The 2,415-nt window shown below is 66.9% G+C and carries 3 protein-coding genes and 1 pseudogene; 2 read left to right on the top strand and 2 right to left on the bottom strand.

Annotated features, from left to right (window positions below):
• Nucleotides 1–235: hypothetical protein (locus ACGFYU_RS37835; protein WP_393831834.1), on the bottom strand; the 235-nt coding region annotated here is incomplete at its 3' end.
• 326 nt (nucleotides 236–561) lie between these two features.
• Here ACGFYU_RS37835 and ACGFYU_RS37830 point away from each other — a divergent pair.
• Both ACGFYU_RS37830 and cyaB read left to right on the top strand, forming a co-directional pair.
• Nucleotides 562–1,407 carry a helix-turn-helix domain-containing protein gene (locus ACGFYU_RS37830; RefSeq protein ID WP_393831833.1) on the top strand — a complete coding sequence of 282 codons (846 nt, stop codon included), beginning with the start codon at nucleotides 562–564 and terminating at the stop codon, nucleotides 1,405–1,407.
• A 15-nt stretch (nucleotides 1,408–1,422) separates the two neighbouring features.
• A complete protein-coding gene (cyaB, locus tag ACGFYU_RS37825) occupies nucleotides 1,423–1,980 on the top strand; it encodes a class IV adenylate cyclase (protein ID WP_393831835.1) in 558 nt (185 codons plus the stop codon).
• Between the two features lie 137 nt (nucleotides 1,981–2,117).
• On the opposite strand, the pseudogene ACGFYU_RS37820 reads toward cyaB, so the two are convergent.
• Nucleotides 2,118–2,315, bottom strand: a pseudogene (locus ACGFYU_RS37820) (HAD family hydrolase); the annotation flags it as partial.
• Nucleotides 2,316–2,415: the final 100 nt, after the last annotated feature.

The following is a 2,415-nucleotide window of genomic DNA, read 5'->3' as shown; positions in this document are numbered from 1 at the left end:
GACGGCCGCCCACGGCTGGTGAAGGGAGGATGGCCGACTGGACGTTTGCCACTGCGGTCGAGAACTCGCGCCCCGACGGGCCTCGGATGTACGCCAGCTCTATCCAGTGCTGGTGGCCGGAGTCGGATACGTCCTCGTTGACCACGGCCATCAGCTCGCCCTCGACACCGGATGCGACATCACGCACACGACGCCGCAGCAACGGATGAGGCACGTACTCGTACCGCTCAGTCATCGGTTGGTTCCTCGATGGAGCCGATGAAGCGTTCCCAGCCAACGCGAGCACGATCGAGAAGCTCCTCGCTGTGCCAGGAGCCGTCCAGGCCGCCGTGCCAGCAGCGCCGGCGGCAGCTCGGGCGCACAGGCCCGGCCGTGGGGAGCGCCCGGGCATTCCGACTGTCTGGTTGTGCGTCGCAAGTCATCTCTGTGCCTCCGATGGTGAGTGATGCACCGGCATGCAGACAGGATCTGGTGACACTGCGTACTCGCTCGATATCCGAGCGGTAATCTCACCGTGGGATGACTTCCCATCTCGTAGGCGGATGACGGGAGCAGTCGACTGTGGCCACACCGCTTGCGCCAACTGCCCTGCCTGACTGGGCATGGGAGCGCGCAGATGTACGCCAAGCCCTCCGCGCACGCGACGTGGGTGCCGTGTTCAGATACGTGCAGCAGTACAGCGGAGCCAGCCAGGCGCGTATCGCTGCGGCGGTGGGCATGACCCAGGCTCGGGTGAACGAGATCATCAATCGTCGCCGCGAAGTGTCGCGCCTCGATGTGTACGAGCGGATCGCTGACGGACTGAACATGCCGGACGACGCTCGGCATCTCCTGGGCTTGGCAGCCAGTCGCGAGAAGCGTGTCGGCGGGCCTGCCTTCGACCTCGCTGCCTTTCCAGAGGTGGTGCGCGTGTACTCCGCCCAGGGCTCCGCCCGCGACGAGATCCAGCAGCAGGCACGGGCAGCGAACGAGTTGGACATCCTCGCCGTTCGTGGCCTCGGCTTGATCGGGCTGAAGGATTCGATGCTGCGCTCTCACCTGCGGAGTCAAGACAACGGTCTCCGCGTGCGGGTGCTGCTACTCGACCCGGAATCGTCGGCCCTCATCCAACGGGCGGCCGAGATCGGGGAGTCCGTGGAGTCGCTCGCCAGTGGTGTCCGTCTCGCCGAGGCCCGGCTCCGGGAGCTTGCCGGGATCTGCGACATCCAGGTGTACCGGTACGCCATGCTGCCCACATGGAGGTTGATCCGCACTGACTCCACCATGTTCGTCGGGGCGTTCGACGCGGGTTGGGAAGGGCACGAGTCGGCCACGTACAAGGTGATGGAGACGCCTCACGGCCCGTTGTTCAGAGGGTTCCGGCGCATGTTCGAGGCGATCACCCAGAGCGCCGAACGTACGGTCTGAGAGGGGATGGACGGGATGATCGAGGCCGAGCTGAAGGCACGGGTGCACGCACCAGAAGAGACGCTCCAGCGGTTGGACGAGCGAGCCGACGGCCGCGCCGAGGTGTACCGGGACACCTATTACGACACCCCGGACCGGGCACTGGAGGCCCGGGACGAAGAGCTTCGGGTCCGGACCGTACACGGTCCGGACGAGACCCGCTCCATCCTCACCTACAAAGGCGCCCGGGTCGACGAGGAGTCCGGGTCGAAGCCTGAACACGAGACCCGCGTGGAGGACGCCGAGGCGGTGCACGCGATGCTGCGCGGCCTCGGTTACGTGCCGGCCATCGCCTTCGAGAAGCGGTGCCGGAACTACGCCTTCGAAGCGCGGGGCAGGCAGATGCTCGCCACACTGGTCCGCGTTCCGGAGCTGGACGGCACCTTCCTGGAACTGGAGACCCTGGCCGAGGAACAGGACCTGGGAGCGGCCCTTGGTGACGTCCGCGCGGTCCTCGCCGAGCTCGGCATCTGGGCGGAGGACCTGACCCGTGAGCTGTACACCGACGCGGTGAGGGCCTGCCGCAAGGGCTGAGTCCAGGCATCGCCACGGACTTCGACCTTGCGCGTCGGATCGATGCGATCGCCATCGGGCGAACTCACCTGGGGGCCCTACGGTTTGACGATGTCGGACAGCTCCGTGAGGTCGACAGGAGGCACGTAGACCCTTTCGGCGGCGCGGAGCGCGGCCAGCGCAGGGCGGACGTCCTCGTAGAGATCCGACTCGTCGAGCTACTCACCGCGACCGGCGGAGTCTTCGGCGGCGATGTCGATGTCCGGGCGCATCAGGCGGATCGCTTCCGTGTTGTCCCGGCCGTCCACGACTACCGCGCCGACCAGTGCGGAAAGCGTATGCCGTAGCACGCCGAGCCCCACCCGTTCGTGTTGTCAGAAGACGGGGGTCAGTCGCCGTCGTCGAGGAGCGCGTAGCGATCTGTGGCGGCTTATGACCGGCCCGAGACGGCCGGGT

The organism is Streptomyces sp. NPDC048337, from assembly GCF_043201175.1.
Lineage (GTDB): Bacteria > Actinomycetota > Actinomycetes > Streptomycetales > Streptomycetaceae > Streptomyces.
This window is presented reverse-complemented; position numbering and strand designations above follow the sequence as displayed.

Coding starts and splice junctions, on each gene's coding strand:
- cyaB (WP_393831835.1), top strand. CDS start 1,423: ATGATCGAGGCCGAGCTGAAGGCACGGGTGCACGCACCAGAAGAGACG.